Source organism: Chloroflexus sp., from assembly GCF_049970315.1.
Taxonomy (GTDB): Bacteria; Chloroflexota; Chloroflexia; order Chloroflexales; family Chloroflexaceae; genus Chloroflexus.
In genome coordinates this window covers 1-22,595 of the sequence record NZ_JBMFNE010000011.1, presented here as the reverse complement: position 1 = coordinate 22,595, position 22,595 = coordinate 1, and the positions used below count along the sequence as shown (strand labels likewise).

Sequence of the window (22,595 nt, the reverse complement as noted above, 5' to 3'; positions counted from 1 at the left end):
CAATCGTGAAGCATTGTCGCTGACCTCGCTGCCCACAACAAAAAAACGACGGTTTATTGCACCGTCGCTCCGATCCTCAACACATTGTGATAGCTTCACAAACTAATGCTCATCGCATAATGCGACAGATCAGACCTCCATCCCAATCTTCTGTTCCATTCTGCTGCAAACACATCGCAATCTTACACCAACGGTAACTGACCATACGATGCCAAGCGATGGGCAAAGCGGGTTGTTTCGGGTAGGCGGAAGCGTGTTGTACAAGCCATCACCACTTCAGTGGCACGGTCGAGACTTACCCGATGACCGGGCGAAACAAAGACCGGCTGGGCATCAGCGCGCGTGCGCAACACCCAGCCGATCTGTTCTGAGCCGTCGTACAATGGACTACGTGCACCTCGCACCGTCGGCGGTGCCACATAGCGACCAATTAATCGCTGTTTCGCACAACCAATAGTCGGCAGATTCAGCAACACGCCAAGATGACAAGCAATCCCACACCTCCGCGGATGAGCAATACCGTGCCCATCACAGATCACCATATCAGGCTCGGTGTGTAAGTGGTCGAAGGCGGCAATCATCGCCGGCACCTCCCGAAAAGCCAATAAACCCGGCACATAGGGGAATGTCACCGGCTGGCGTACCAATGCGTAATCGACCGGCGCCAGATCAGGAAAGCGCAAGACGACGACCGCCGCACGGATCACAGTACCTTCGTTCTCAAAACCGGCATCGACACCGGCCACCAGACGTAGGTCGCTAAACTCATCACAAAGCGACACACGTGCGCGTAACGCATGCTGTTCGGCAATTGCCGCCGCAATACGTTCATCGTGATCATCAATCGTCGGCATATCGCTCTTCACGCCAGGGGTCGGCGTTATTGTTATAACCGTAGCGTTCCCAGAAACCAAGCCGGTCGTGATCGAGGAACTCCAAGCCGCGTAGCCACTTTGCGCTCTTCCAGAAGTACTTCTTGGGGACCAATAAGCGCAGTGGATACCCGTGCTCAGGAGTCAGCTCTTGGTTATCATACTTATAAGCCAACAGCACATCATCATCGAGCAGAACATCAAGCGGAAGATTCGCCGTATAACCCTGTTCGCTGTGGGCAACGACAAACCGCGCCGATGGTTTGAGTGGTGGAATATGACGCAGAAATTCACGAAAACTGACACCTTCCCACACCGTATCGAGTTTGCTCCAGCGCGTCACACAATGGATATCGGTCTTAATCGTCACCGTCGGCAGAGCACGAAATTCAAGAAAACTGAACCGAACCGGCTCAGCCAACTCTCCCCAACACCGCAGATCCCACTGCTCTTCAACATTGGTATACTGAGGGACGGTCCCGTAATGCAACACCGGAAATTTGTCAGTGACATATTGCCCCGGTGGAACACGCTTATCCTGATCGGTTGGATCTTTTCGTTTGAAAGGGTTAAACATGCGTCCCTCCTTGGATCACACTATAACGATAGAAGCTTCTTTTCAAACGTTATTATACTGCATATGAAAGGAGTTGGGGATGACGACCTTTGTCCGTGCATCACTTGATCGTCCGGCCTACACCTTGCCCGGCTATTATTTTAGCTCAACCGACATCTTTATCCGTGAACAAGACCGCATCTTTGCGCGCACATGGGTCTGCGTCGGGCGGAGTGAAGATGTCGCTACTGCCGGCGCATACCGTCTAATCGAAGTCGCCGGCGAAAGCCTTATCCTCCTACGCGACCAGACCGGTCAACTCCATGCACATTATAACGTCTGTCGTCATCGCGGAGCGCGTCTCTGCACAGAGTTGCAAGGTAAGTTAGGCGAAACGATTGTCTGTCCGTACCACGCATGGACGTACCGGCTCGATGGGACACTGGCGACCGCTCGCTATATGCAGGACGCGCCGGGGTTTCGCTGTGAAGACTGGCCGTTACTGAGTGCTGCCGTCGCCGAATGGGATGGGTTTGTGTTCGTATCACTGGCCGAACAGCCCGTTGCATTCGAGCGCGCGTTTGCGCCGCTCATCGGAAAGTTTCAGGCGTGGGATTCCGGACGATTGCGCTGCGGCGCTCAGATTGTTTACGAAGTGGCGGCCAACTGGAAGCTGATTATTGCTAACTATTCGGAGTGTTACCATTGCCCACTTATTCACCCCGAACTCGTAGCCGTTTCTCCGTGGCAAAGCGGGCGCAACGATCTGACGAGTGGCCCGTTTCTCGGTGGATATATGGATCTGAAACACGAGAGCATGACGCTAGACGGTCATACTCGTCGCCCACCGTTGCCCGGTCTAAACGCCGAAGATCGGCGGCGCGTTTATTACTACTCCATCTTTCCCAATCTGCTCCTCAGTCTCCATCCCGATTACGTGATGGCGCATCGTCTAATCCCACAACGCCCCGATGCAACGACGATTGTCTGTTCCTGGTACTTTGCGCCGGAAGTAATGGCTACACCCGATTTCGATCCTTCTGACGCCGTTGAGTTTTGGGATCGCACCAACCGCCAAGACTGGCGAGTCTGCGAGTTATCGCAGCAAGGAGTCAGTTCACGTGCGTATCGCCCCGGCCCGTATGCTCAATCAGAAGGATTGTTGTGGCAATTCGATCAGGAATATCTACGGATCATGGGTGAAGAATAAGATACACACGTTATGCGAATCTTCATGTGTACCTACGGCAGTCGCGGTGACGTTCAACCATTTGTGGCACTGGGGAAGGCACTCCGCGCTGCCGGTCACACCCCGATCCTCGCTGCACCGGCCCGCTTTGCCACATTTGCTGCGGCGTATGGAATTGACTTTGTACCACTACCGGGTGATGTCGAAACACTGGCACGGCAGATCGCCGACGAAGCTCGTAACCGTCCGTTACGCTTAATCGGTATTGTCTACCGCTTTGCTCTACCACTCGGCGTCGAAGTGGCGCGTCGGCTGCAACGAGCAGCAGCAAATGCCGATGTGATTATCCATACATTTTTGACGGTTGCCGTCGGTCATCTCTATGCTCAGCAATACGGCATTCGTGAATGGGCCGTCGATCTCTTTCCCTTTTTCGACCCACCCGATGAGATTGCCAGCATTATGTGGCCGAAGACCTCGATGGGACTACGCTGGCGCCGACTGAGCCATCGTTTCGCCCAGACTGTCTTTCAATATAGCCAGCAGCTCACCTATCGCATGATCCGCCGACGTGCGCCAGACATCGGTCCACCTCGTCTATCGTGGGCGATGCCCGGTCGTCAGATTCCACTGTTGCTCGCCTACAGCGCGACGCTTGTCCCGCCGGGAACAGGACCACTTACGGTACAAACGGGTCCGTGGTATCTGGAGCATACTTACTGGCAACCGCCGCCCGATCTCCGTGTCTTTCTCGCCGGTGGTCCACCACCGGTTGTCGTCAATTTTGGCAGTATGGCAACGCGCGACACACCACAACTGATGCATATCGTACTGTCGGCGCTACGCCAGACCGGTCAGCGGGGCATTATCCAACGCGGTTGGGCACGACTCGAACTCACCAATCGATCCAACGACATCTATCTCGCCGATGAACTGCCGCACGATTGGCTTCTCCCGCAAGCCGCCGCGATGATTCATCACGGTGGCGCAGGGACAACCGCTACCGCGCTCCGCGCCGGCATCCCCGCCATCATCATACCGTTTGCCGCCGATCAACCGTTTTGGGCTTGGCGTGCGCACCTGACCGGCGCCAATCCACCACCGATCTCGCCGAGCGAATTGTCGGTTGCGCGTTTATGTTACGCCCTTGAACAGGCACTGGCACCGGAATACCGTCAGCGCGCTGCCAACGTAAGCGCACAAATGCAAGTTGAAAAAGGAGTAGTAGCCGCCGTCGAGCAGATTGAACGGCGGTATTTTGGGACTAAACAAGAAGCTCTCTTCACAAGATAATTTAGCGCTACTAAATAATTTTTCTAGCTACCATTCAACACTACCCGATCCGGCACCTACGCCTCGTGCCGAACCATCATCCTACCGTACCGACGACAGATCGAACAACAAGATGCCTTCATCGCGCGTACTAACGGCTAATTGCCGACCATCAGGGGTAATAGCGAGATCGAGCACCGCACCGGAAGCCAAATCGATCTCTCGCAGTAATTCGCCGTTGCTGATGTTGTAAAATCCCAGATAACCGCTAATTGTACCGGCAACTAACACCTTACCATTGGGCGTAATGGCAACACTCGTCATCCAGCCGCGATCTGCCGGCAGACTCATCTGCAATACTTCGGCATAACCATGCGCCACATCGCGCATCCGCAACGAACCATCGCTACTAGCGCTGAGGAGAAGCGTACCAGAGAAGACTAACTTCGCAATCGGCCCATTGTGACCACGGAGAATTTGCGGATTCCCCCCACGCGCCAGCTCCCAGACGGCAATCTGCGGTGCATCAGCAGGCTGGTTCGTCGCAGCAGCGAGATAAGCGTTGTCGGCACTGAAGGCCAACGTATAAACCGGCCCACTCAGACCGTCCAACCGACGTAAGTAGGTGCGGCTCGCCGTCTCCCACAGGTAGATTTCACCCCGCTCGTTCCCAACTGCGATCAAACTACGATCCGGACTTACCGCCAGATTGAGCGGAAAACCATTCATGCCGTCGAGCATTTCGTTGGGACGGCGATTGGTTAAATCAATGACGACAATCTCACCGGCTTCACTAATTGCCACCACTTCGTTATTGCTAATACATTCGATATAATCATTCGTCGCCGCGCCACCGTCAAGGTTCAAGGTACGTCCACTCTCAAGGACATGCACTCGTACCGCACCGTTCGCACCGCTCGCAACTAGCAACTTGCCGTCAGGGCTATAGTGAACACCCGTTACAACCCCTTGAGTTATTTGAAAACTCTGCACGATCTGGGCTGAAGCCACATCCCAAATAGCCAGATTCCCGCCCATATCGCTCGATGAGAGAATACGCGAACCATCGGGGCTCCAGCTTAAGCCAAGTAAACGAAGACCGCGTTGCCGCAACACTTCACGCTCGACCCCATTCACCGGATTCCAGAGCCGTACACTCCCATCGAGGCTAGCACTAGCCAACAGGCGACCATCCGGGCTGTACGCGACCCCACGAATCACCACCCACCCATCATGACCACGCAGTTCGCGCTGAACATTTCCTGTTTCAGCATCGAGGAGGTAGACATTACCGTTAATCGATCCGGCTGCGATTTGACGACCATCAGGAGAAAACGCGATCCCCGTCATCCAAAACGGTGTATTACTTTGGGTATCAACCGGCGCGGTAAACCGAAACGTATCGATCTGCTGCCCGCTCACTACATCCCACAAGCGCACCGTCCCATCGCGCGAGGCTGAGGCCAATCGCCGACCATCAGGACTAAACGTCACATTGCCGAGCAAGTCGGTATGTCCTCGCAACACCACGAGCGTCTCGCCACGGGCAACGTCCCAAATCCTAATTGTGCGGTCAGCACTCCCCGAAGCTAGCAATCGGCCATCGGGACTAAACGCCAGCGAGCGGATCCAATCTTCGTGACCTTGCAACTGGAGCACCTCACGACCGTTACGCACATTCCACAACCGCACGACCGGATCATCTTGCGCACCAGAAGCAAGGATTGTACCATCAGGGCTAAACACTAACGCACTAACATCACCCAAATGACCGTTGAGCGATTGTCGTAAGGCCAACGTCTCAGCATCCCGCAGCTGTACCACCTTACCAACAGCAACCGCAATGAGTTGACTGTCGGGGCTATACGTTGCAGCACCTAGACCGTCTTCACGTAGCTGAGCGGTTTGCGCAATCGCCTCAACCTGTTGTCGCAATTCTGTCGTCACTGCAGCAGACGGAGTAGGCAAAGCAGGCGCTGTCGGTGCCATCGCCGCAGTACTACCGAGCCACCCGAAGACCGAGCTATTGGTCATATACAAACCAACTAGCACTGCCACCAGGACACACACGCCGAGCGCAATCACGGCCAAACCGCCCACAATTGCCAACAAACACGAGGTACTTAGAAAAGGCCGCGACGGCGCGGTGGCTACCGGTGTATTCGCCGATGCTGTCGGTACGGCAATTGGTGGTGGAGTGGGAGGCAACGGTCCAGCCGGCGCCGGAGTAGGTACAGCAGTCACCGGCGCCGTCGGAGGAGGGACAGGCACTACCGGGGTAACCGGATGTTCAATTGGCGGGGTAGCCCCCATCGGTCGTCCCGCCATTAGCCGAACCGTCTCGAGCGCGCTCCGCATCTCGCTTACCTGCTGATAGCGGTTAGCCGGTTTCAATTCCAGTGCTCGCAAGGTCAATTGTTCGGCCAGTACCGACACCTGCGGATTCAACACGCGCGGTGCGTTGAGCGGCATCCCGGCTTGACGCTGATTGGCCGGCGGTGGCGGCCAACTGGTCAGCAGGAGGTACAACACTGCCCCCATCGCATAAATATCACTCACCGGAGCCGGCTCAACCGTATGATCGTACAACTCCGGTGCACGATACGGTGTTGCCTCTGTCCCAATATGGCGCGCACAGGCGAACGGCGCCAAACTCAACCCGCCTTCCGGTGATGACCACAAATCACAAGTACGTACATCACCCAACAAGAGTGGCGGCTGATGACGATGCAACCGTTCAAGAACCGCCAATAAGCGGTCGACTATCGCCAGCGTCTCTTGTTCAGACAACGGTGATCCGCGTTCTCGCGCAAACCGTTCTAAATCTGACCCACCCGGATCATCGGCTACCAGATAGCATACGTGTTCAATCGCAAAATAGTCGCGCAGCGCCAAGAAGCCCGGCATCTGCACCTGCGCCAGCTCGCGGGCTAACCGCAAGACATCGTTCACCGCCGTCTGATCCGGCTGTGGCAAGGCGGTAATCAAGACGCGCAGCGATGAACGCTGATCAATCGCCCGGTAAAGCTCAGCATCGGGGTAAGCGTCGAGCACAACGGTAATCCGGTAATATCCGTTTAGCAAGGTATCGATTGCGAGCATGGCGACCCTTTGCAGATACTCAATTCCGAATCGACGACCCGCCCGCAACAGGGCGGATCGCGATGAGCACTCTCCTTCAGTATACGGGATGTCTCAATCGGCTGCAGCAAGAATCTGTGGTTGAATCATCAGATCGCCGCGGGCCTGTGCTTCGGTAATACGTTCAACACAGCGATTCGCACTGATCACTGCTCCCTCAATTGAGGCCAAGAAGGGTTGGCGCGTATAATCGCCGGCGAGGAACAAATTGCGCACCGGTGTGGCCTGATCGGGCCGATACTTATCGACCCCCGGCAATGCCTGGTAGACCGAATTGGGAATACGTACAATCGTGTGCTTGAGCAGTTTGGCTTCGCGGGCAATCGGGTGCAAACGCACAAACTCACTCATCACAAATTGCACTAACTCAGCATCGGACAAGTTGATCAGCTCGGCAGCCGGCGCGACCACAAACTGCATGATACTTCGCTCACCCTTATGATACTCCGGGGCCACCATCGCCATATCGGCATAGACGCTCAGATGGGTACCGGCACTAAACAACAGGTTATCGACGCCGGCAATCCGACGGTCGAAGAAGAGTTGCATCGTGATCACCGGCGACCCTTTCAGATGGTTCAGGTTCGCGAAATAGGGCATCTCACGGAGAGCCGGCGAAAGAACTTTGCGTAGATTATGCACCGGCATCGCCGAGACATAGACATCACCGGTCACCAGACGACCATCGTCGAGCCGGAATCCACTCACCTGATTCGTCTCGGCATCGTATTCAATGGCAGCCACACGTGCATTCAGCTCGACCTTTCCTCCCAACCGCTCGATCTGCGCAATCAGCGGGCGCCAAATGTTGGTATCGGGTGAACCTTTAACGAGCGCCATGCGCGGTGCTTCTTTCTCATGCGCAAAGTGGAGCATTGCCGTTAACGGTAGCTTGGCCGAGACGCGATCGGCGCGCTGGAAGTTGAGCGCAAGCGCCATGGTATGCATCACTTCATCCAGCGACCGCTGACCCATCCCATGACGCAAGTGCCACGAGGCGTAGGTCTCGTTGTCTTGTTGATCGACGTACTCCTGATCGCCAAAAATTACCCGTATCAGCCCTAACCCCATGCGCAGCTTATCGGCCAACGAGAGCGGCTTAAAGGCAAAAACACCGGCTAGACCGTTGAAGGGTGTCGGTAACCACGGGACAAATCGGATTGGCGCCAAACCGTGACGCTCGGAGACGAAGATCATCTCCGCCGGCTTCCAATTGAAGGTGTCGCCAAGACCGTACCGCTCCAGAAACGCCAAGAGATTGCGATACGCACCAAAAAAGACGTGCAATCCGCTTTCAATCCAGTCACCATCGGCATCTTGCCACGCCGATACCTTACCACCGGGCACATGTCGCTTCTCGAGCACGATCACGTCGTGACCGCGCTCGACCATCGTCCGCGCTACGACCATGCCGGCAGGGCCGGCACCTGCAATCACAATCCGCATAGTTGTGTGATCCTCGTCGCTATTCAATGTGCAAAAATGAACAACCTACATCTTTATAGCACGGTTAGGATGGTGACGCAAGACAGATGAACAGTTCTTGCACAGGTTTTTTATGTCAAATCAACGTGACGTCATCACGTGTGGTAGGATGGTGATAACAAAGCCGATGCACCGTCCCCGCTGGGTAACGATGAAACCGTATGTACCGTCTCATCCTGCTCGCACTTGCCTTGCTGGCGCTGATCAGTGGGCAATTCTTACAACTACGGCTCCCACGCCCGCTCAACGTGCCACCACCACGCACGGTTATCACCACCAACCCGTTGATCGGTGTCCATACGCGCCTGACCGGGATCGGTGATGAAGCCTACATTCGCCACACCCTCGCGCAAGTCAACGAGATGGGAGCAAGCTGGATTGGAGAACTCTTTCCGTGGGCCTACATTCAGCCTCGTTCCCGTTATGGCTTCGATTGGACAGGAGCCGATATGGTGATCGCCCACGCCCGTGCTCAAGGCCTCCAAGTCGTTGCCCGGCTCGACATTGTACCAGCTTGGGCCCGTCCACCCAATACCACCGACCGCTATCTCGATCGCGACCACTTTGCCGATTTCGCACGCTTTGCTGCTGCATTTGCGTCGCGGTATGCACTGCAAGGAGTACGCCATATTGTCATTTGGAATGAGCCGAATCTACGTTTTGAGTGGGGTGAACGTCCACCTGATCCCGGTGCATATACCGATCTGCTCAAACAGACCTATCCGGCAATCAAGGCAGTTGCTCCAGAGACCATTGTGATTGCCGGCGCACTGTCACCCGGCCCAAGCCTTGAAGGTGGGAATCTACGAATGGACGATATGCAGTTTCTCGCTTCACTCGCCGATGCCGGCGCGTTTCCTTTTTTCGATATGTGGGCCGTTCACGCCTACGGCGGCCTTGAACCACCAGAAACCGCCCCCGCACCCGACCGAGTTAATTTTCGACGCATTGAGCTGGTGCGCGCACTGCTTGATCGACTCGGTGGCTCCGACAAACGGATCATCATTACTGAAGGTGGCTATAACGACCACCCACGCTGGAGTGGTGCTGTGCGCCCCGCCGACCGTGTACGCTGGACGATTGCCACCTACGAATGGTCACGCCGATACCCATGGCTAGAAGCGACCATTGTTTGGCAATTCAGTACGCCGTTCCGTACTCGCTCCTACCCCGATGCCTGGAACTTCGTCGACCCTGACGGCACACCTCGCGCTATTTACCTGGCCGTGCAAGAGTATGCCCGTACCGGTAAACTGCCGGAGCTGATGAGCAGGCCCTAGAGCCGGTTATGCACTTCAGCGATAGCCGTAGCGCGCTTTCAGCTTGACGCGCCAAACTCTATCCACCTACCGTTTGTGATGAGGAATGAGCCGTCGTCGCACCCTTCCCAACCGTTTGACCGCAAACGCGCTACAGTGCGAGATCGTGTTGCCTCAGATTTGTATGGAATGCGGTGGATTGTCTGCACAGATGCACCTTGGCGGGAGCTGCCACCGATCTGCGACCGAAGGACGCCGTCGCGCAGCTCCCCCGGTGCTGGCTAACGACAATGGGATATTATGGTGCGCGCACCGGCTCCGACGGGCATAACCACCGCAAGGGCAACACGAACCACCTGGCGGCTGCTGCCGTGATTGTCACGCCTGTCACCTATTAGGAACGTGCACCAGCGCTCGTTGACCGGAGCGAATCCGGGAACCCAACCGGCGGCTGCTGCTTAGACCCCGACACGCAACCAAAAGTCGCCAACCGACGCCAACCGGTCGGCAGCCTGTCGGAGCTTCGGGCTGTGGCCGTACTGCATCTTGTGTGGTCGAACAAGCACAACAAGCTCTGGGGAGGACGTGCGATTGGCAACAACAGCACCGGTTCATCCCTCTGGTATAATTGCCGAAAGTGTATCAACCACACCTGATGTCTGCACCGCGCCGTTCAGCAGACAACCAGATAGGAGAGTTCCATGTCTGCCAAGATGGAATATCACTTTGCTCGCCGTCTCGCTGCGCTTGAAGCCTCGGCTACTGCCGCGATGACGGCTCGCGTCGCTCAAATGCGTGCCGCCGGAATCAACGTTATCTCATTTAGTGTAGGAGAGCCTGATTTCGATACCCCCGAACCGATTAAGCAAGCGGCGATTGCCGGTATCCACGCGAACCACACCCATTACACACCTACCGGCGGTACGCTCGAACTGCGCAAGGCTGTCGCCGCCCGCGTCACTGCTGACCAAGGCATTACCTACGGTCTCGGCCAGGTAACGGTAACGACCGGCGCAAAAGAAGCCCTCTACCTCGCCTTTCAGGCGCTGTGCGACGAGGGTGATGAAGCGATTATTCCTGCTCCATATTGGGTAAGTTATGTTGAGCAGGCCAAGTTGGCCGGTGCTACTCCGATTACGCCACAAACAACCGAACAGACCGGTTTTAAGCTGACACCTGACCAACTACGGGCGAGCCTAAGTGAACGCACGCGAGTTGTTGTACTCAATTCGCCATCAAACCCGACCGGTGCGGTCTACAGCGCCAAGGAACTGGCAGCACTGGCCGATGTGTTGCGTGATCATCCGGCCATTATTATCACCGACGAGATTTACGATGCAATCTCGTATGTTCCCTACGCACGCCTGTTACGCATTGCCCCTGATTTAGCCGAACGCACCTTGGTCGTCAACGGCGCTGCCAAGGCGTATGCCATGACCGGCTGGCGCATCGGTTATGTCGCCGGTCCGCAACCGATTATCGAGGCAATTAAAGCTATTCAGAGCCATACCAGTACCCACACATCGAGCATCTCGCAAGATGCAGCACTGGCGGCCTACACGCCCAACCCAACGGTCGAAGCTGCGGTCACGTCAATGACCGCTGAATTCCACCGCCGTCGCGATCTTATTCTTGAACTGTTGGCAACAATCCCCGGCATAAGCTGCACTGTACCAGACGGTGCGTTTTACGTATTCCCCAACGTCAGTGCCCTGCTCCATCGCCCATTACGCAACGGGAAGATTTGCACGACCAGCGAGGAGCTAAACCTATACTTGCTCGAAGAGGCGCATATCGCCTGTGTCGCCGGTGAAGCCTTCGGCGCACCCGGCTACCTGCGCCTATCATACGCTACCGGTAGTGAAGATATCCGGATCGGTATGCAGCGCTTCCGTGAAGCAGTACTTGTCGACCACGCCTAATTCAGACTACCTCAGCAGGGCAGTCGGCGATGACTGCCCTTGCTGCCATACCCTATCACTCGTATGCCAACCGCCTTTCCTCATCACACGCAGTTGCCCGATCCGACGGCGCTCGCCGGTCGGCGAGTTGTTGTGGTCGGTGACATTACCCTTGACGAGTACCTTTACGGTCGACCTACCCGCCTCTCGCGTGAAGCACCGATCCCGGTGTTAGAGTACCTACGGCGCGAAACTATTCTCGGCGGGGCAGCCAATCCGGCTCGTAATATCGTCGCTCTCGGTTCGCACGCCAGTCTTGTCGCTGTTATCGGTGACGATGAAGAGGGCAAGCATCTCCGCACCCTCCTACACACGGCGGCGATTGACGACAGTGGCGTCATCACGATTACCGGACGGAAGACGACCCGCAAAACTCGGATTCTGGCCGATGCCAGCCCACGTCTTCCCCAACAGGTTGCACGCCTCGACCGACTCGACCGCAGCCCTCTCGCACCAGTTATTGAAGAGCGGGTGATCGCAGCACTTGCCGAGCAGATACCGTATGCTGACGCAGTAATCTGTTCCGATTATCAACTGGGGTTACTCACCCCACGGGTCGTTGATGCGGTGCGTGATTTATGTCGACGGCATGGGGCAATCTTTGCGGTTGATGCACAGGGAAATGCCCATTACTACCACCACGCCAGCCTCTTTCGTTGCAACGACGCCGAGGCCGCTGCAACGCTAGGCATGTCTGCAATCGACGATGAAACCATCGCCGGTGCAATTAGCCGGCTGTACCGCACACTTGCCGCGCGTCTTGTGATCGTTACCCGTGGCCCTGCCGGATTGGCCCTGATCGGTGATGACGAGCCATACCTCCAACTCCCGGCCTACCGCGTCAGCGAAGTCTTTGATACGACTGGTGCCGGCGATACGTTCATTGCCGTCGCAACGTTGGCACTGGCTGCCGGTTATCGTGGCAAGATTGCAGCAGCATTAGCCAACATCGCCGCAGCACTTGTCGTCAGGCGGTTGGGCAATGCGGTGGTAACACCAACCGAATTGGCCGCGGCACTTGCCACTGCCGAAGTGTGAACATAAAACAAGAACAGGAGCATTTGGCAAACACTCCACCGCTCCTGTTATCACCGATCATCAATTGTGAATTAACAACCTGCGCGTATCACTCGATTGCACTAAGCCGCTTAAAAGCACTCAGTGCCTCCGCCTCGGTCTGATAAATTTCGGCATACTGTGCCAACCCGACCATGCGGAAAATCTTCTGAAAGTGTGGCGACAAGCCACTAATCGCTAGCTTTTGCCCATGCTGGTTTACTTCGGTGACAATGCCGATCAGAATTGCAATCCCCGCACTATTGATATAGTCATTCTGGCGAAAGTTGAGCAGAATGTAACGAGCACCCTGCGTCGTTACTTGGCGATACGCATTATTGATCTTTTCTTCGGCGAATGTCGTCACATCACCGATCAGATCAATAATTGCAACTCCTTCACGATGACGGATATTGACATTTAACTCATCTTCTAACATCGACCACTCCTCAATATGTAACAACGCATCATGCAGACGTCACGATATATTCACCTCAACACCGGCTGGATCGCGATAAAACACGAGGCGCATCCGCGTACCATTGTGAGCATCGGCGCTAACGCTTACTTCATCCGCGAGCGACACGATTAACCCAAACCCCAAGTCGCGCAGTGATGTAGGTTGTTTGAGCGACCACTGCACCGGCTTGCACGGTAATACCAATGAGCCGCCAATCTCAGCATACACTTCAACGACCAGTTGACGTTCATCTACCTCACACACGACCTGTATTTTACGTTGCGGATCGGAATGGCACCCCTGTTCCATCGCGCTCACGCATGCCTCGCAAAGTACTGTCTTCACGTCTTCTATGCGCTCAAGTGGCATACCACACCGTAAAGCGAGCGTCGAGACCGCATCACGAGCAATCACTTCATAGCCAAGAATGCTGGGTAGGATGAGATGCATGACTCTTTCCGGTTTAGTGATTATTCGTTGACGATCGTTCGAGATGGACGACCATCCGTACCTGATTCCCTCCATCTGGCGCTAACGTAAACTCCACCTTGTCCATTAACTCGCGTATCAACCAGATACCCCAACCACCCTTATCGGCCCGTTGCAAAGCATCAGCGATACGGGGCTGTGCTGTCGTCCGGGTTGGATCGAGAAATTGGCGACCCTGATCGGCCACACTCACGATCAATTCATCAGGCCGAATGGTAAGTACGACCACCACCTTCATGGCGGCGTCAGACTGATTGCCATGTTCGATGGCATTCGTTACCGCTTCACCAATCGCTGTCCGCAGCGCATCGATTCGATCGGGCGAAAAACCCATGCGACGCGCCAGCGACGCTGCCGTATCCATAGCGACTCGCTCATACCCCAAACGGCTTGGCAGGCGCAATTCGATAACTTGTTCGGAGGCGCCTTCTTGATCGGTCATTCCTACCTTCCGTTGCTTGAACCATACCCCAATAGGATAAGTTTGATACCTGCTTCATCGACTGAATGCACGTATACCGGCACGACGCCGTTCCACCGCAGGGCCGGTCTCTACAGGCATAACTTCGGGTGCAACTCGCCCTCGTGAGCACCAGGCACTCAAGATTTTTGCCGCATTCACGTCGCGGTCATGGTGCGTACCGCACGTGCCGTCCGTCCATTCCCAAACGAAACGCGGTAAGTTTTTCACCACGGTACCGCACCCTGAACACGTCTTCGAGGAGGGAAGCCACGGATTGGCTTCCATCAGCATCGCCCCCGAGAGCGCCACCTGGTCGCGAAGCCTGCGCTTGAACTCGTGCATCCCGATGTCGGCAATCGCACGGGCAAGCTGCCGGTTGTGCAGCCAATCCCGCCGAATGGTGGCAATGCACGCGTGAAGTCGCGCCAAGCGCAGCGCCGATTTGCACCGGTTGTTGCTGACGATGGCTTTGCAACGATAGTGACGGCTCAAACGGCGCAGACGCTTAAGGTGCTTGGGTAACGTCTTCGGGCCTTCCAGTCTTTCACCAGTTGAAAGCGTTACTAACGTGGTGACGCCAAGATCAATGCCCACCGCCGCTTGGCTCGCGCGGAGGGGCTTGGGCACTTCAACCTCGACAGGGAGGGAAACGTACCAACGGTCTGCCACGCTCTCACACATGGCAGACAGGGGTTTGCCACTCAAGCGCAGCGCCTCACGCATCTTTACCCACCCGACAATGGGCCGGTTGATACGCTTGCCTGCACAGCGAACGATGCCCAACTCGTTGTCAAAACGGGCACTGTCGTGACTACCCTTCTTTTTGAAGGTGGAATACCCGCTTTCCTTACGGAAAAAGCGATTGCATGCCTTGCCTAGATTCGTGATGGCCTGCTGCGGTACACACTCAGGTATGCACTTGATCGCGTTCGGTTGCCGTCTCAGGGCTGCCTCGTGTGGGTTGGGAAGCACATGTTTGTACGCTTTGTCGTGCGTTAGCCACTCCTTGAGCACCCAGTTGTCGACAAACCGCACCACACCAACTGCCTCGCGCAGGAACACTTCTTGCGCTTGTATCGAACAAAACTCAATGTTGTGCGCGAGTACTACCGACATTCCAGCACCTCATTGGCCCAAACACTGCGCTTCATTGCGATGATTACGGTGCATTTGGGTATCCTATCCCCGTTGAGGTACATATTTGTCAACAGACGACAACCCCATCCCAACGAAAGGGTTTTGATGTGATACTACTATGATAGCATACGCCTCAGCCAATGTGCATCTAGACTCCAGATCGAAAATCTAGCCTCCCACGAAATAGGTGCATCATAGCGGAATATTGCCGTGTTTACGTGCCGGCAGGCTCTGCCGCTTTGTGCGGGCCAAGCGTAATGCACGGATCAATGCCGGACGTGTCTCGCGCGGTTCGATCACGGCGTCGATATACCCGCGCTCAGCAGCGACATACGGGTTTGCAAAGCGATTCTGGTAATCTTCCACCAGTTCGGCCAGGCGAGTAGCCGGGTCATCGGCTTCGGCCAACTCTTTGCGGAAGATGATCCGCACTGCGGCATCCACACCCATCACTGCAATCTCCGCAGTCGGCCACGCAAAGTTGAAATCTGCGCGAATATGCTTACTGGCCATGACATCGTATGCCCCACCATAGGCTTTGCGGGTAATGACTGTCAACTTCGGCACGGTCGCTTCGCAATAGGCGTACAGTAGCTTTGCACCATGGCGAATGATACCGCCGTATTCTTGTTGGGTGCCCGGCAAGAATCCGGGTACATCAACAAACGTCACCAAGGGAATGTTAAAGGCATCACAGAAGCGCACAAACCGCGCTGCCTTCACCGAACTGTCAATATCAAGCGTGCCGGCCATCTGCAATGGCTGATTACCGACAACCCCAACTACATGCCCATCGAGCCGGGCAAAACCGATCACAATATTTTTGGCCCACGCCGGCTGCACCTCAAAGAAAAACCCGTCATCAACCACCGATTCAATCACTTTAATCATATCGTAGGCTTTGCGCGGATTATCAGGGATAATGCTCTGCAACTCCTCATCCATCCGCTCAGGATCATCAGTCGGCGGTTGATACGGCGGATCTTCCATATTATTCGAAGGTAAGAACGACAGCAGTGTCCGTAATTGATCAAAGCACTCGTCCTCCGTATCGGCAGCAAAATGGGCAACCCCACTCCGCGTGTTGTGGGTCATAGCCCCACCCAATTCTTCAAACCCTACTTCCTCACCGGTCACCGTCTTGATCACATCAGGACCGGTAATAAACATTTGACTAATGTTTTTGACCATAAAGATAAAATCGGTCATGGCCGGTGAATAGACCGCACCACCGGCGCAGGGGCCGGCAATAATCGAAAGTTGAGGGATCACGCCGCTACTGATCACGTTACGATAGAAGATTTCGGCGTAGCCACCAAGACTAACCACACCTTCTTGAATCCGCGCACCACCACTGTCGTTAATCCCAATACACGGCACTCCCATCCGCAACGCCAGATCCATCACCTTGCAAATCTTCTCGGCAAAAACCTCACCGAGCGAACCTCCGAACACGGTAAAGTCTTGGGCGAAGACACATACCGGACGCCCATCTATCGTCCCGTGACCGGTAATAACCCCATCACCAAGTGGCTTGCGCCGTTCCATCCCAAACGCCGATGTCCGATGAACGGCAAACGCATCGAGTTCGACAAACGAACCGGGATCAAGCAGCCGATCAATGCGCTCCCGTGCAGTCAATTTACCACGCTCATGTTGGCGAGCAATTGCTGTCGGGTCCTGATTGCGTGCCCGTTCACGTCGCTCACGCAGGGCTGCAATCTTTTCTACGGTTGTCTGCGCCATAGCACTCCTCACTTCAATAGCCGGCTTCTCCTGCCGGCACTTTAGATAAGCAAATTTTATCAACTCTTGCACCGGCCTTGCCGTACTACGGTTAACGCAAAGACCGGCACGGCATCAATGATCCGGCGCCAACGTGATGGCTGCACCACGAACCGAAACGCCCATTCCAACCCTAACCGACGTAACAGTCGTGGTGCCCGCGGGACACGTCCGGCCAGATAATCAAACGTCCCTCCTACTCCCATTGCCAATGGAATGCGTAACACCGGCTGATTACGGGCAATCCACAACTCTTGGCGCGGATGACCATACGCCACCAATAGAATATCCGGCTGTGCCGCGGCAATGATCTGACGCTGTTCTTCATCATTCGCCGGGTCGGGCGAACCAGCATAACAACCGGCTATCTGCAAACGAGGCCAACGTTGCTGTAATACCGCCGCCGCTGCTTCAGCCACCCCCGGACCCGCTCCTAAAAAAAAGATGCGATAGCCGCGCTCGGCAGCCAAGGCTGCCAGTCGCAGCGTAAGTTCAACACCGGTCACTCGCCCGCGGAGCGGAGTACCAAGCCAGCGTGCTGCCAATAACACACCAAACCCATCCGGTGTATTCAGGTCAGACGCCTGTAGTACAGAACTGAAGGCCGAATTCCGCTGCGCCTCCATAATAAACTCTGGGTTGACCGTACAGATCTGGTGCGGCCCACCACGTTCAATCATTGCCTGTACCAGCGCTACCGCTTCTGGTTCAGTAATATCATCAATCGGTACGCCCAAAATCTTAATTCGGCCCGATCGCATGACCATTCCTATGAGTATGCTATTGGTTTTGTTACCTCTCATCATACCGCATCCGGCTACAAATGCAGACGTACCATCCTGCTGTTCCATCCGGTTTGAACCCGGCCAGGGTCACACCTCTCCCATTACTCCATCCACATTCTTGTCCACAGGTTTGACAAAGACCGACGACAATGCTATACTCCACTACTGCTGCGAAGAAATTGCGCAGCAGAATGTCTGTGCGCCATGCGGCCCACTTCTAAGGCGCAGTGGCATACTGCGACCAGATCTTTGGGCCAGTTATTATTTTGTCTGCAAAAGGTTGTTTATCGCAGGCCGTTTCAAAGGAGAGCAGTAGATGCCGACTATTAACCAACTTGTTCGGAAGCCGCGCAAGCCGGTGGTCAAAAAGACAAAAGCCCCGGCCCTGCGCTTCACCTACAACTCGCTGAAGGGGAAGCTGACTCGCGGCCGCGGATCGCCACAGAAGCGCGGCGTCTGCACCAAGGTCACAACGATGACGCCGAAGAAGCCTAATTCGGCGCTGCGCAAGATCGCCCGCGTGCGGCTCTCCAACGGCCTTGAGGTGACGGCATATATCCCCGGCGAGGGGCACAATCTGCAAGAGCACTCAGTGGTGTTGATCCGCGGTGGTCGTGTGAAGGACTTGCCCGGCGTGCGCTACCACATCGTCCGTGGGACGCTCGATACCCAGGGTGTTAGTGGTCGCAAGCAGGGTCGGAGCAAATACGGTACGAAGAAGAACCAACCGGTCGGCAAGGGTGCTCCCGCCGGCAAGGGCGGCAAGAAGTAAGAGAGGTGCGGTATGCCCCGTCGCGGTGTAGTTGAACGGCGGCCGATTCCGCCGGATGCTCGTTACCATAGCGTTCTCGTGCAGAAGTTTATTAACAAGGTTATGGAGCGCGGCAAGAAGAGTCTTGCCGAGCGGATTGTGTATCAGGCGCTCGATCTCGCTGCCGAAAAGCTCAAGAAGCCGCAACTGGAGATTTTCGAGCAGGCACTGCGGAATGCGAGCCCTTCCATCGAAGTAAAACCCAAGCGCGTTGGTGGTGCGACGTATCAGGTACCGGTCGAGGTGAAGAGCGATCGCCGCCATTCACTCGCGATGCGCTGGCTGATTATGTCAGCCCGTGCTCGCACCGGTAAGCCGATGGTCGAACGCCTCGCCGCTGAGTTGATCGATGCCTATAACAACACCGGTACGACGATCAAACGCAAAGAAGACGTTCACCGCATGGCGGAAGCTAACCGCGCTTTCGCCCACTATGGCCGGCTCTAACGTCGGTCTCGGTTTAGAGGTATGGCGGCGTATGTCGCCTCACGTAGGAGTATGTGACGGGTATGCCACGTCAGATCGAACTCGACAAAGTACGTAACATCGGCATTATTGCCCATATCGACGCGGGGAAGACGACCACAACCGAGCGGATCTTGTTCTACACCGGTCGCACCTACAAGATTGGCGAGGTACACGAAGGGACCGCGACGATGGACTGGATGCCGCAGGAGCAGGAGCGCGGGATTACTATCACCGCCGCCGCTACCACTGCCCCTTGGCGGCTCAACGGCGTTGAGTATCGGATCAATATCATCGATACTCCCGGCCACGTTGACTTTACGGTAGAGGTGGAACGATCACTGCGCGTTCTCGACGGTGGTATCGTCGTGTTCGACGGCGTGGCTGGCGTTGAACCTCAGTCCGAGACGGTCTGGCGACAGGCCGATAAGTACAACGTGCCGCGTATCTGCTTCGTGAATAAGATGGATCGCGTCGGCGCCAGCTTCGAGCGCTGTGTGCAGATGATTAAGGATCGCCTCGGCGCGAAGCCGGCAGTTGTCCAGTTGCCGATTGGGGTTGAGGATACCTTCCGCGGGACAATTGACCTCTTCACCATGAAGGCAACTATTTACTACGATGACCTCGGTAAGGATATTCGCGAAGAGGAGATTCCCGCCGAGCTACGGCCTGCCGCCGAAAAGGCGCGCAATGAGCTGGTTGAGATGATCGCCGAAACTGATGATGAGTTGACCTTGCTGTATCTCGAAGGCCAGGAGTTGACCGTCGAGGAACTGAAGCGAGGTCTCCGTAAGGCGACCATCGAACGTAAGTTGGTGCCGGTGCTCTGTGGCGCTGCCCTGCGTAATAAGGGTATTCAAAAGTTGCTTGATGCGGTGATTGAGTATCTGCCGTCACCACTCGACCGCCCGGCTATTACCGGCACACTGCCCGGTCAGGTGATGGGTGATGAGGGTGTGGAGGTGATTACCCGCCGTGTCAGTGACGATGAGCCGTTTACCGCTCTCGTCTTTAAGATCGTTGCCGACCCCTACGTCGGTAAGCTGGCCTATTTCCGTGTCTACGCCGGCAAGATTACGAAGGGGTCGTATGTGCTCAACTCGACTCGCGGACAGCGTGAACGGCTTGGCCGCCTCCTGCGGATGCACGCCAATCACCGCGAGGATATTGATGAAGTCTACGCCGGTGAGATCGCGGCCATGGTCGGTCCTAAGAATTCATATACCGGTGATACGATCTGCGATCCCGATCACCCAATCGTGCTCGAGAGCATCCGCTTCCCCGAACCGGTGATCGAGATGGCGATTGAGCCGAAGACGAAGGCCGACCAAGATAAAATGTCGATCGCGCTCAGCCGGTTAGCCGAGGAAGACCCGACCTTCCGAGTCTATACCGACCAGGAAACCGGCCAGACGATCATCAAAGGTATGGGCGAGTTGCACCTTGAAGTGATCGTTGACCGCATGCGCCGCGAATATAAGGTCGAGGCGAATCAGGGAAAGCCTCAAGTCTCGTACCGCGAGACAATTACCGTTCCGGTCGATCAAGAGTCGCGCTTCGTGCGCCAAACCGGTGGTAAGGGCCAGTACGGTCACGTGAAGATTAAGTTTGAGCCGTTGCCCCCCGGTAAGGGCTTCGAGTTCGTTAATGCTATCGTCGGCGGTGTCATTCCCAAAGAGTACATCCCCGCTGTTGAACAAGGTTTGCGCGAAGCAATGCAGACCGGTGTGATCGCCGGCTATCCGGTGGTCGATCTGAAGGCTACCCTGTACGATGGTTCGTACCACGAAGTTGACTCTTCGGAAATGGCCTTTAAGATCGCTGCCTCGATGTGTCTCAAAGAGGCAGTCCGTCGCGGTAAGCCACAATTGCTTGAACCGATTATGAAGGTCGAGACGGTCACACCCGAGGAATTCCTCGGTACAGTTATCGGCGATTTCAATTCGCGCCGTGGCCGGATCGAAGGTATCGAGGCGCGTGGAAATGCTCAAGTCGTGCGCGCTTTCGTACCATTGGCGAATATGTTCGGTTATATGACCGATCTCCGCTCGGCAACGCAAGGGCGCGCTACTGCTTCAATGGAGTTTGACCACTACGAACCTTTGCCCGAGGCGCTGGCGAAGGAGATTATCGAGAAACGTAGCGCGAATTAGTGAGGGACGACGGGGACGGTCGCCCCGTGCGACCGTCCCTTTCTGCAACGATGGAGCTACGCCTGCTAACACCACCGCGTTGGACCGATTACGAGTTACTCGACTCGGGTCACGGTGCGAAATTGGAACGGTTTGGCCCGTATGTGTTAGCCCGACCGGAAACGCAGGCGATCTGGTCGCCTCAGCTTCCGCCAACTGCGTGGCAGCGGGCCGATGCCACCTTCCGTCGTACCCGCGGTGACGAGGGACCGGGTGAGTGGCATAGCCATCGTCCCTTACCTGAACGCTGGCAGCTCGATGCGAATGGTGTTCGTTGTTGGGTGCGCTTGACGCCGTTTCGGCATACCGGTGTCTTTCCTGAACATAGCGCACATTGGGAATGGCTGGCGCAACAAGTTCGACGACGTAACCAACCGCGGGCATTGGTGTTGTTTGGCTATACCGGATTGAGTAGTCTACACCTTGCTCGCCACGGTGCCTATGTGACACACGTTGATGCTTCGAAGCCTGCTGTGCGCTGGGCTCAAGAAAATCAGGCACTGGCCGAGTTAACCGATCGCCCGATCCGGTGGCTGATCGATGATGTCGGTAAGTTCGTGGCCCGCGAATTGCGACGCGGTAATCGTTACGACCTGATTTTGCTCGATCCGCCGGTATTCGGTCGTGGGCCAAATGGCGAGATTTGGCGATTGCATGAACAGTTGCCAACGTTACTCGCTCAGTGCGCTCGTTTGTTGAGCACACAACCGCTTGGGGTGTTGGTCTGTGCTTACGCTACCACTATCTCGGCGCTGACCATCGGTAATCTTCTGGCCGAAACCATGGCGCCGTTTGCAGGATATATAACCGCCGGCGAGTTGGCAATCCCGGAACAGACAACTCGCCGCCTGTTGCCGACGGCTATCTATGCCGTCTGGTCTGATCGGGAACTAGCCGTATCTGGCTGACAGGATAAGAAGATCGCGCAAGAACGCGGAGGAACAACACAATGGCCAAACAGAAATTTGAGCGGACGAAACCGCACGTCAACGTCGGCACCATCGGCCACGTCGACCACGGGAAGACGACGCTGACCGCAGCCATTACCAAGGTGCTCTCCCTCAAGGGCGCCGCCCAGTTTATGGCGTATGACCAGATCGACAACGCTCCCGAAGAGCGGGCGCGTGGCATTACCATCGCCATTCGCCACGTCGAGTATCAGACCGACAAGCGCCACTACGCCCACGTCGACTGCCCCGGTCACGCCGACTATATCA

20 protein-coding genes are annotated in these 22,595 nt (G+C 55.8%); 10 read left to right on the top strand and 10 right to left on the bottom strand.

Features of this window, described 5'->3' with window-relative positions; translation table 11 throughout:
* Window positions 1–182 precede the first annotated feature (182 nt).
* Complete coding sequence (nfi, locus tag ACP5OT_RS09260) at window positions 183–854, bottom strand: deoxyribonuclease V (protein WP_424675225.1); 672 nt, start codon at window positions 852–854, stop codon at window positions 183–185.
* Window positions 841–1,449 carry a sulfite oxidase-like oxidoreductase gene (locus ACP5OT_RS09255; RefSeq protein ID WP_424675226.1) on the bottom strand — a complete coding sequence of 203 codons (609 nt, stop codon included), beginning with the start codon at window positions 1,447–1,449 and terminating at the stop codon, window positions 841–843. Before ACP5OT_RS09255 ends, nfi begins: the two co-directional genes overlap by 14 nt.
* Before the next feature lie 79 nt (window positions 1,450–1,528).
* Here ACP5OT_RS09255 and ACP5OT_RS09250 point away from each other — a divergent pair, with 79 nt between their 5' ends.
* Both ACP5OT_RS09250 and ACP5OT_RS09245 read left to right on the top strand, forming a co-directional pair.
* On the top strand, window positions 1,529–2,638 hold the full coding sequence (locus ACP5OT_RS09250) for an aromatic ring-hydroxylating oxygenase subunit alpha (protein ID WP_428111445.1): 1,110 nt from the start codon (window positions 1,529–1,531) through the stop codon (window positions 2,636–2,638).
* A 12-nt stretch (window positions 2,639–2,650) separates the two neighbouring features.
* On the top strand, window positions 2,651–3,910 hold the full coding sequence (locus tag ACP5OT_RS09245) for a glycosyltransferase (protein WP_428111447.1): 1,260 nt from the start codon (window positions 2,651–2,653) through the stop codon (window positions 3,908–3,910).
* A gap of 81 nt (window positions 3,911–3,991) precedes the next feature.
* On the opposite strand, the gene ACP5OT_RS09240 is transcribed toward ACP5OT_RS09245, so the two are convergent.
* Both ACP5OT_RS09240 and ACP5OT_RS09235 read right to left on the bottom strand, forming a co-directional pair.
* Window positions 3,992–6,991, bottom strand: coding sequence for a protein kinase domain-containing protein (locus ACP5OT_RS09240; RefSeq protein WP_428111449.1), 3,000 nt, complete (start codon window positions 6,989–6,991; stop codon window positions 3,992–3,994).
* A gap of 93 nt (window positions 6,992–7,084) precedes the next feature.
* A complete protein-coding gene (locus tag ACP5OT_RS09235) occupies window positions 7,085–8,476 on the bottom strand; it encodes an FAD-dependent oxidoreductase (RefSeq protein ID WP_424675230.1) in 1,392 nt (463 codons plus the stop codon).
* 200 nt (window positions 8,477–8,676) lie between these two features.
* On the opposite strand from ACP5OT_RS09235, the gene ACP5OT_RS09230 reads away from it, so the two are divergent.
* The 3 genes from ACP5OT_RS09230 (at window position 8,677) to ACP5OT_RS09220 (ending at window position 12,773) form a co-directional block, all read left to right on the top strand.
* Entirely contained in the window at window positions 8,677–9,795 is a 1,119-nt protein-coding gene (locus ACP5OT_RS09230) for a hypothetical protein (protein WP_428111451.1), read from the top strand.
* Between the two features lie 680 nt (window positions 9,796–10,475).
* On the top strand, window positions 10,476–11,696 hold the full coding sequence (locus ACP5OT_RS09225) for a pyridoxal phosphate-dependent aminotransferase (protein ID WP_424675232.1): 1,221 nt from the start codon (window positions 10,476–10,478) through the stop codon (window positions 11,694–11,696).
* Window positions 11,697–11,759: 63 nt separating this feature from the next.
* The gene (locus ACP5OT_RS09220; RefSeq protein WP_424675233.1) at window positions 11,760–12,773 is read left to right on the top strand and encodes a bifunctional heptose 7-phosphate kinase/heptose 1-phosphate adenyltransferase; all 1,014 of its coding nucleotides are present in this window, start codon (window positions 11,760–11,762) and stop codon (window positions 12,771–12,773) included.
* Between the two features lie 88 nt (window positions 12,774–12,861).
* Here the strand turns inward: ACP5OT_RS09220 and ACP5OT_RS09215 are convergent, their stop codons facing one another.
* From ACP5OT_RS09215 to ACP5OT_RS09190, 6 genes are all read right to left on the bottom strand, one after another.
* Window positions 12,862–13,230, bottom strand: coding sequence for an STAS domain-containing protein (locus ACP5OT_RS09215; RefSeq protein ID WP_424675234.1), 369 nt, complete (start codon window positions 13,228–13,230; stop codon window positions 12,862–12,864).
* A 39-nt stretch (window positions 13,231–13,269) separates the two neighbouring features.
* Window positions 13,270–13,701 carry an ATP-binding protein gene (locus ACP5OT_RS09210; protein ID WP_424675235.1) on the bottom strand — a complete coding sequence of 144 codons (432 nt, stop codon included), beginning with the start codon at window positions 13,699–13,701 and terminating at the stop codon, window positions 13,270–13,272.
* A 13-nt stretch (window positions 13,702–13,714) separates the two neighbouring features.
* The gene (locus ACP5OT_RS09205; RefSeq protein ID WP_015941745.1) at window positions 13,715–14,182 is read right to left on the bottom strand and encodes an ATP-binding protein; all 468 of its coding nucleotides are present in this window, start codon (window positions 14,180–14,182) and stop codon (window positions 13,715–13,717) included.
* A 54-nt stretch (window positions 14,183–14,236) separates the two neighbouring features.
* Window positions 14,237–15,319, bottom strand: coding sequence for an RNA-guided endonuclease InsQ/TnpB family protein (locus tag ACP5OT_RS09200; protein ID WP_424675236.1), 1,083 nt, complete (start codon window positions 15,317–15,319; stop codon window positions 14,237–14,239).
* Between the two features lie 213 nt (window positions 15,320–15,532).
* Window positions 15,533–17,086, bottom strand: a complete 1,554-nt coding sequence (locus tag ACP5OT_RS09195) for an acyl-CoA carboxylase subunit beta (protein ID WP_424675237.1) — start codon at window positions 17,084–17,086, stop codon at window positions 15,533–15,535.
* A 59-nt stretch (window positions 17,087–17,145) separates the two neighbouring features.
* A complete protein-coding gene (locus ACP5OT_RS09190; protein ID WP_424675238.1) occupies window positions 17,146–17,886 on the bottom strand; it encodes a WecB/TagA/CpsF family glycosyltransferase in 741 nt (246 codons plus the stop codon).
* A gap of 340 nt (window positions 17,887–18,226) precedes the next feature.
* Here ACP5OT_RS09190 and rpsL point away from each other — a divergent pair, with 340 nt between their 5' ends.
* From rpsL to ACP5OT_RS09165, 5 genes are all read left to right on the top strand, one after another.
* Entirely contained in the window at window positions 18,227–18,682 is a 456-nt protein-coding gene (gene rpsL, locus ACP5OT_RS09185; RefSeq protein ID WP_015941742.1) for a 30S ribosomal protein S12, read from the top strand.
* A gap of 12 nt (window positions 18,683–18,694) precedes the next feature.
* Window positions 18,695–19,168: a 30S ribosomal protein S7 gene (gene rpsG, locus ACP5OT_RS09180; RefSeq protein WP_424675239.1), complete on the top strand. Its 474-nt coding sequence runs from the start codon at window positions 18,695–18,697 to the stop codon at window positions 19,166–19,168.
* Between the two features lie 62 nt (window positions 19,169–19,230).
* Window positions 19,231–21,339 carry an elongation factor G gene (gene fusA, locus ACP5OT_RS09175; protein WP_424675240.1) on the top strand — a complete coding sequence of 703 codons (2,109 nt, stop codon included), beginning with the start codon at window positions 19,231–19,233 and terminating at the stop codon, window positions 21,337–21,339.
* A gap of 50 nt (window positions 21,340–21,389) precedes the next feature.
* A complete protein-coding gene (locus ACP5OT_RS09170) occupies window positions 21,390–22,286 on the top strand; it encodes a class I SAM-dependent methyltransferase (RefSeq protein ID WP_424675241.1) in 897 nt (298 codons plus the stop codon).
* Window positions 22,287–22,327: 41 nt separating this feature from the next.
* Window positions 22,328–22,595 (top strand): GTP-binding protein (locus tag ACP5OT_RS09165; protein ID WP_428131960.1); only part of this gene is annotated, 268 nt, incomplete at its 3' end.